Source organism: Rhodococcus sp. EPR-147 (genome assembly GCF_001647185.1).
In the GTDB taxonomy this organism is placed as follows: Bacteria; Actinomycetota; Actinomycetes; order Mycobacteriales; family Mycobacteriaceae; genus Rhodococcoides.
The window spans coordinates 1-7,683 of the sequence record NZ_LVCU01000498.1 but is presented as its reverse complement, the minus strand read 5'-3'; the positions used below and the strand labels follow the sequence as shown (position 1 = coordinate 7,683).

Below are 7,683 nucleotides of genomic sequence, written 5' to 3'. Positions count from 1 at the left end.
GGTCGCGTTCTCACTCAATGTCGGTGGCTACGCGGCCGAGGTGATCCGGGCCGCGATACTGAGCGTGCCCAAAGGGCAGTGGGAGGCCGCGCAGACCATCGGGATGGGCTACCGAACCACGTTGCAGCGCATCGTACTTCCGCAGGCACTGCGCACCGCGGTACCACCGTTGTCGAACACGCTGATCTCGCTGGTCAAGGACACCTCTCTGGCATCGACCATCCTGGTGACCGAACTGCTGCGCGTCGCACAGCTGGCAGCGGCACCGACCTTCGACTTCTTCACCCTGTATACCGTTGCGGCGCTCTACTACTGGGTGATATGCATCGTTCTCTCGTTCTTCCAAGGCAAACTCGAAGTCCGACTCGACAGGTACGTGGCCAAATGACAGACCTGCTGGAAGTATCCGCACTGAAGAAATCGTTCGGACCACTCGAGGTGTTGAAGGACATCTCGTTCACCGTGCCGTCCGGCACCGTCACTGTCATCATCGGACCGTCCGGATCCGGCAAGACCACGGTGCTGCGCACACTGAACGCACTCGACCAGGCCGACGCAGGCATCATCCGCATCGGGGACGTGTCGGTGGATTTCGCAGAATCCGTCAACGCGGCGCAGCTCCGACACTTCCGCGCTCAGAGCGGCATGGTGTTCCAGAGCCACAACCTGTTTCCACACAAGACGGTGCTGCAGAACATCATCGAGGGACCGGTGATCGTGCAGAAGCGAGCCAAGGACGACGCCATCCGTGACGCGCACGCGATCCTCGATCAGATCGGTCTCGACGCCAAGTCCGACCAGTACCCGTTCCAGCTCTCCGGCGGCCAGCAACAACGCGTCGGAATCGCCCGAGCTCTGGCCCTGCGCCCCAAGCTGATGCTGTTCGACGAGCCCACCTCGGCACTCGATCCCGAACTAGTCGGCGAGGTACTCGCCGTCATCAAAGGCCTTGCTGCGCAAGGCTGGACGATGGTGATCGTCACCCACGAAATCCGTTTCGCCCAGCAAGTCGCCGATCAGGTGCTGTTCATCGAGAACGGCGTCGTCCTCGAACGCGGCACACCGGAACAGGTGCTGGTGAACCCGACGGAGCCCCGTACCCGCCAGTTCCTGCAGCGCATATTGGCCTAGAGGGGCTGTAGAGGGGCTGCGCCCCATGTGCGCGGAACTTCGTAGCAGGGGTCGAGTTTCCACTCACCTGCGGCGAAGCCGCTCTAGAGGTGCGGCAGCACCTTGTCCAGGGTGATCGGCAGATCGCGGACTCGGACGCCGGTGGCGTTGTAGACGGCATTGCCGATGGCCGCCGAGGATCCCACCGCACCGATCTCACCGATTCCCTTGCCGCCCATCGGCGCGAGTTCGGTGTCGACTTCCTCGACCCATACGGCCTCTAGATCGGTGACGTCTGCACACGCCGGGATGTGGTACTCGGCGAGATCGTGATTGGCGAACCCGCCGAACTCGTGATCGGTGATGCCGTTCTCCATCAGCGCCATGCCGAGTCCGAACGTCATTCCGCCGATGAGCTGAGACCTGGCCAGCCGAGGATTCATCACCGCGCCGATGCCGAAGACACCGAGCATCCTGCGTACCCGCACCTCACCGGTGTCGATGTCGACCGCAACCTCGGCGAACTGGGCACCGAAAGCCATGCGCGCCAGCTCCTTCTGCCCCTCCACGTCGTCGGTGGTGTCGGCCTCGGCGGAGTTGCCCGGCTCGTACGAACCCTGAGACTTCAACGAGTGGCAGACCTTGGTGACGGCCCAGCCCCACGACGAGGTGCCCGAGGATCCACCGGCTCCCGGAGCGGTCGGCAAAGCGCTGTCGCCGAGTTCGACGGTCACGCTGTCGGCATCGACCTCGAGAGCATCGGCGGCGATCTGTCGCAGCACGGTGCGCGCGCCGGTACCGATGTCCGACGCGGCGACGGACACCGCGATCGTGCCGTCCGACTCCACTCGCGCCGACGCGGTACTCGGTGAGATCAGCACCGGGTAGCTGGCCGTCGCGACTCCCATGCCGACGAGGGTGTTGCCTTCTCGACGCTGACCGGGTGTGGAATCGCGGCGGTCCCAGCCGAACTTCTCCGCACCCTCGCGAAGGCACTGCACCACACTGCGTGAGCTGAACGGGTTACCACTGGCGGGATCGACGTCCGGCTCGTTGCGAACGCGCAATTCGATCGGATCGACACCGGTGGCCGCGGCCAATTCGTCGATGGCCGTCTCGACGGCGAACATGCCGGGCGCCTCGCCGGGTGCCCGCATCCAGCGCGGCGTTCCGACGTCCAGCTTCGCGAGACGGTGGGTGGTGCGACGGTTGGGGGCCGCATAGATGTGCCGAGTCGATTCCGACGTCTGCTCGCAGAACTCGAAGATCGTGCTGGTCTGCTGGAACGAATCGTGCGTGATCGCCTGCAGTACACCGGTCGAATCAGCGCCCAGACGAACGTGATTGAGCGTCGGCGTGCGATACCCGACGACGTCGAACAACGCCTGCCTCGGCAGCACCAATTTCACGGTGCGGCCGGTGGCTCGCGCGGCCATCGCAGCGAGGATCGCATTGGGCCGAGTGCTTCCCTTGGCTCCGAATCCGCCGCCGACGTTCTCGGCGATCACGCGAACGTTCTCGGGCTCCAGTCCGAACGCCGTGGCGAGATCGCCCTGCACACCAGACGGTGCCTGCGTCGAGTCCCACAGCGTCAGAACGCCGTCGGCCCACTGCGCCGTGGTGGCATGCGGCTCCATCGGACTGTTGTGCATCGGCGCGGTGGAATACCAGTTGTCGACGACATGCTCGGCGGTCTGCAGCGCCGCATCGGGCTCCCCGATCGTCACGTCGGTCGGAAAGCCTGCATTGACGGACTCGGGTCCGTAGAGCGAGCCGTGCTCGGCCGTCAACGTGTTGTCGGGTGAACGGACATCGGTGTACTGCACGTGCACTCGGGCTGCGGCGGCGCGGGCGTCCTGAAGAGTATCGGCCACGACGACGGCCACGATCTGACCGCGGTACGCGACGGTGTTCGACTGCAGGACATGCAGTTCGGCGTCCTCGACCTCACCCAGCTTCTCCGCGTTGCGGTGCCAGACGACCGCATGCACCGAGGGGTCGTGGTCCAGTTCGACTCGTTCGACCGTGCCCGCGGGAACTGTCGCGGGCACGTACCACGCGTACAGCTGCCCGACGGCCGGCGGTTGCTCGGCGGCGTACCGAGCCCGGCCGGTGACCTTCGCGATCGACTCGGTGCGCTGAATCGGTTGTCCGATCGATGCAGTCATGACCGGTCTCCCGACACTGTGAGTTCCGCCAAGGTGCGGGTGACGAGGTTGGTCACCAGTGGGATCTTGAACACGTTGTCGCGCAACGGTTCCGCCGCGTCGAGTTCCAACGCGATGGCCCGCCGGAACGACGCCTCCTCGGCGGCCGCGCCGAGCAGCGTGTGCTCGGCCGTACGAGCCCGCCACGGCTTGTGCGCCACACCGCCCAGCGCGATCGACACCCCGCGCACGATTCCGTCCTCGACATCGAGAGTGGCGGCGACCGAGGCGATCGCGAAGGCGTAGGACTGCCGGTCTCGCACCTTGCGGTAGGTGGAGACGGTGCCGTCCGCCGGTGCCGGTATCTCGATGGCCGTGACGAGTTCGTCCCGCGCGACCGTATTGTCGCGCTCGGGCGCGTCGCCGGGGAGCCGATAGAAGTCATCGATAGCGAGGGTGCGCTCTCCGTCGACTCCCCGCACGACCACACGTGCGTCGAGAGCGGACAGCGCGACCGCCATGTCGGAGGGATGCGTCGCCACGCAGGCCTCCGAGGCCCCGAGGATGGCAAGGTTGCGGTGCTCACCGGTCCGGGCCGGGCAGCCCGACCCGGGTTCGCGCTTGTTGCACGGCTTCGATGCATCCATGAAGTACACGCACCGAGTGCGCTGGAACAGGTTCCCGCCGGTGGTGGCCATGTTGCGCAACTGACCCGAGGCACCGGCCAGCACCGCCCGCGAGAGCACCGGATAACGCTGACGCACCACCGGGTGCACCGCGAGATCACTGTTGCTCACGCCGGAACCGACACGAAGCGAGCCGTCGTCGGATACATCGATGTCGTGCAACGGAAGTCGCGTCACGTCGATCAGCGTCGTCGGGCCCACGACTCCGAGCTTCATCAGGTCCACGAGGTTGGTTCCCCCGCCGAGCAGCATCGCGTTCTCGTTCTCGGCGAGGCGGGCCACGGCGTCGTCGACTGCGGTGGCTGCGTCGTACTCGAAGGTCTTCACGACGCGTCCCGTACGGCCGACACGATATTGCAGTAGGCACCGCAACGACAGAGGTTGCCGCTCATACGTTCTCGTATTTCGTCGGGATCGAGTTCGACGTCGGCACCCTCGATGTCCTCGGTGACCGCGCTGGGCCATCCCTGCTTGGCCTCTTCGATCACCGCGACCGCCGAACAGATCTGCCCGGATGTGCAGTACCCGCACTGGAACGCGTCGCGATCCACGAAGGCCTGCTGCACGGGGTGCAGGGTGTCGCCGTCGGCCAACCCCTCGACCGTGGTGATCTCACGATCCTGCTGCGCCACTGCGAACGTCAGGCAGCTGTTGATCCGCCGTCCGTCCACCAGCACCGTGCAGGCCCCGCACTGCCCGTGGTCACACCCCTTCTTGGCACCGATCAGGTCCAGGTTCTCGCGGAGAGCGTCGAGCAGGGTGGTTCGGGTATCGCAGTCGAAAGCGCGGTCGGTCCCGTTGACACGGAGAGTGACGTTGGTCATGCACGGGCGGATACCCGCGGCCTCGGCCACCAAACGCTCGCGCTGGGGTCGTGCGTGGAAACTCGTAGTGGGCTACGAAGTGCCGTGCACGTGCGCTAGCGCCGCCCCTTGTACTTCCCGCCACCGCTGCGTCCGGGAGGACCGGAATCGGGTTGCAGCTGGATCAGTACGCCACTGATGCGGGTGCGGCGCAACGCCTCGACGGTCTCGTCGGCGAGGTCGGCCGGCAACTCCACCAACGAGTGATCGGGCCGAATGCTGATATGGCCGAAGTCGCTTCGGCGCAGACCGCCCTCGTTGGCGATGGCGCCGACGATCGCTCCCGGGGCGACGTGATGCCGCTTGCCGACGCTGATGCGGTAGGTCGCCATCTCCTGGCCGGTCTTGCGGTGGTGCGAGCTGGCCGCGTCCTCGTCGAACGTGCGCGGTGGTCTCGGTTCGCGAGGCTCGCGCGGTGCCCGCGGCGGGGCGGGCGGCTCGGGCTTGAGCAAGAACGCTTCGCCGTCGCGGGACTGAATGGCCAGCGCGGCTGCGATGTCGACCAAGGGGACGTCGTGCTCGCGCTCGTAGTCCTCGATGAGACGACGGAACAGCGCCAGGTTCTCGTTGCCCAGGCTCTCGGTGATGGAGTCCTTGAACTTGGTCACGCGCTGCGCGTTGACGTCGTCGACGCTCGGCAGCTGCATCTCGGTGATCGGCTGACGCGTCGCACGCTCGATGGCCTTGAGCAGGTGCCGCTCGCGCGGTGCGACGAACAGCAGTGCCTGACCGGCGCGACCCGCTCGGCCGGTACGACCGATGCGGTGCACGTAGGACTCGGTGTCGTGCGGGATGTCGTAGTTGATGACGTGCGAGATGCGGTCGACGTCGAGACCACGGGCAGCCACGTCGGTGGCCACCAGAATGTCGATCTGACCGTTCTTCAGTTGACCGATGGTGCGCTCACGCTGAGCCTGCACGATGTCGCCGTTGATCGCCGCGGCCGAGAAGCCCCGCGCACGCAACTTCTCGGCGAGCTCCTCGGTGGCCTGCTTGGTGCGCACGAACATGATCATCGCCTCGAACTCTTCGACCTCGAAGATTCGAGTCAGTGCTTCGAGCTTGCGCTGATGGGCCACCTGGACGTACCGCTGGGTGATGTTCGGTGCCGTCGACGTCTTGGTCTTGACGGTGATCTCCACCGGATCGTGCAGGTACTGCTTGGAGATCTTGCGAATCGCGGCAGGCATCGTGGCCGAGAACAACGCGACCTGCTTGTACTCCGGGGTATCGGAGAGGATGCGCTCGACGTCCTCCTGGAAACCCATCTTGAGCATCTCGTCGGCCTCGTCGAGCACCAGGTACTCGAGCCCGGACAGGTCGAGGGTGCCCTTCTCGAGATGGTCGATGACGCGGCCGGGAGTACCGACGATGATCTGTGCGCCCTTGCGCAGACCGGAGAGCTGAATGCCGTACGCCTGACCGCCGTAGATCGGCAGGATGTGCAGACCTGGAATGTGGGTGGCGTACTTGCCGAACGCCTCGGCGACCTGGAGCGCCAGCTCACGGGTCGGGGCCAGTACCAGGGCCTGCGGCACCCGACGCGAGACGTCGAGACGCGAGAGGATCGGCACCGCGAACGCGGCGGTCTTGCCGGTTCCGGTCTGCGCGAGTCCGACGACGTCGTTGCCCGCCATCAGCGGCGGAATGGTGGCCGCCTGAATGGGCGACGGGCTCTCGTAGCCGACATCGCGGAGGGCCTTCAGGACCCGCTCGTCGATCCCGAGGTCGGCGAAGGTGATGTCGTCGCCCGCTGGAACGGCGGACTCCTGCGGGGGCGAATTCGTCTCGTCGGACGTCACGGCGGCATCCTGTTCAGTTTCTGAAGTGCTCATATGTCGCACGAGTTTAGTACCTGCTCGGGCCCTGCGAACCCTTCTACGCTGATCAGGTGACGAAAACGGTCACGACGGCCTGCGGTGCGAGCGGCCTCACACCGGCGACCCCACACCCGAACGCGACTGCGGACGGTTAAGTTGTACCCCGAGTCACACTCAACTCCCCCGGACTCGCGGCAAAGTCGACAAACCGGACACCCCGGATGGTGCGCCACGGCCTCGAATGTGATGAAATGCACAACTACCACGCTATTTTTCCGTAAGGGGTCCAGCAGTGCGCGAATATTCTGTGCCGGCGTCGTTCACCATTCCTGACGACGCATCCATGGCCGACACCGTCTACAGGTACGAGAAGGAATCGCCCAACTTCGTACCCTTCCAACGTCTGGTGAACGGCAACTGGACCGATGTCACCGCAGCTCGCTTCGCGACCGAGGTCGCGGCAGCAGCCAAGGGACTGATCGCCTCCGGTATCGAACTCGGCGACCGTGTCGCGATCCTCAGCGCGACGCGCTACGAGTGGGTCGTCCTCGATTACGCCATCTGGTCCGCAGGTGGCTGCACCGTCGCGATCTACGAGACCTCCTCCGCCGACCAGGCGCAGTGGATTCTCGAGGACTCCGCCACCAAGTTGCTCGTCGTCGAGACCGCAGCGCACGCCTCGAACCTCAAAGAGGTCACCGAGGGTGCCAAGGATCTGCGTGAGGTCCTGCAGATAGACGCCGGAGCCATCGACGAGCTGACCACCCGCGGAGCCTCGGTCAGCGACGAGGAACTGCATGCACGACGCCATCAGGTCAGCGCGGCATCGCCCGCGACCCTGATCTACACCTCGGGCACCACCGGACGGCCCAAGGGCGTTCAGCTCACGCACGCCAACTTCTACGCCGAGGTGCAGGCCACCCAGATCGCGCTGCACGACTCGATGAAGGAGGGCAACCGCACACTGATGTTCCTCCCGATGGCGCACGTGTTCGCCCGCGCCGTCTCGTTCGGCTCGTTCGAGTCCAAGGTCACTGTCGGACACACCTCGGACGTG

The 7,683-nt window shown here is 65.5% G+C and carries 7 protein-coding genes; 3 read left to right on the top strand and 4 right to left on the bottom strand.

From position 1 onward, the window contains the following. Positions 1 to 388 (top strand): amino acid ABC transporter permease (locus A2J02_RS21410; protein WP_156516332.1); only part of this gene is annotated, 388 nt, incomplete at its 5' end. Further along, the gene (locus tag A2J02_RS21405) at positions 385 to 1,131 is read left to right on the top strand and encodes an amino acid ABC transporter ATP-binding protein (protein ID WP_068053258.1); all 747 of its coding nucleotides are present in this window, start codon (positions 385 to 387) and stop codon (positions 1,129 to 1,131) included. The genes A2J02_RS21410 and A2J02_RS21405, both read left to right, overlap by 4 nt. A gap of 83 nt (positions 1,132 to 1,214) precedes the next feature. Here A2J02_RS21405 and A2J02_RS21400 read toward each other — a convergent pair whose 3' ends face one another. The 4 genes from A2J02_RS21400 to A2J02_RS21385 all read right to left on the bottom strand — a co-directional run bounded on the left by A2J02_RS21400 (position 1,215) and on the right by A2J02_RS21385 (position 6,608). After that, complete coding sequence (locus tag A2J02_RS21400; protein WP_068053255.1) at positions 1,215 to 3,278, bottom strand: xanthine dehydrogenase family protein molybdopterin-binding subunit; 2,064 nt, start codon at positions 3,276 to 3,278, stop codon at positions 1,215 to 1,217. Beyond that, complete coding sequence (locus A2J02_RS21395) at positions 3,275 to 4,270, bottom strand: FAD binding domain-containing protein (RefSeq protein WP_068053252.1); 996 nt, start codon at positions 4,268 to 4,270, stop codon at positions 3,275 to 3,277. Before A2J02_RS21395 ends, A2J02_RS21400 begins: the two co-directional genes overlap by 4 nt. Further along, positions 4,267 to 4,767 (bottom strand): 2Fe-2S iron-sulfur cluster-binding protein, encoded by a 501-nt coding sequence (locus tag A2J02_RS21390; RefSeq protein ID WP_068053261.1) that lies wholly within the window; start codon positions 4,765 to 4,767, stop codon positions 4,267 to 4,269. The genes A2J02_RS21395 and A2J02_RS21390 overlap by 4 nt, the downstream gene beginning before the upstream one ends. Before the next feature lie 95 nt (positions 4,768 to 4,862). Continuing rightward, positions 4,863 to 6,608 (bottom strand): DEAD/DEAH box helicase, encoded by a 1,746-nt coding sequence (locus A2J02_RS21385; protein WP_231911489.1) that lies wholly within the window; start codon positions 6,606 to 6,608, stop codon positions 4,863 to 4,865. Positions 6,609 to 6,918: 310 nt separating this feature from the next. Between A2J02_RS21385 and A2J02_RS21380 the strand changes: the two genes are divergently transcribed. Then, the coding region (locus tag A2J02_RS21380; protein ID WP_197478098.1) for an AMP-binding protein at positions 6,919 to 7,683 on the top strand (765 nt) is incomplete at its 3' end.

Coding starts and splice junctions, on each gene's coding strand:
- A2J02_RS21405 (WP_068053258.1), top strand. CDS start 385: ATGACAGACCTGCTGGAAGTATCCGCACTGAAGAAATCGTTCGGACCA.
- A2J02_RS21400 (WP_068053255.1), bottom strand. CDS start 3,278: ATGACTGCATCGATCGGACAACCGATTCAGCGCACCGAGTCGATCGCG.
- A2J02_RS21390 (WP_068053261.1), bottom strand. CDS start 4,767: ATGACCAACGTCACTCTCCGTGTCAACGGGACCGACCGCGCTTTCGAC.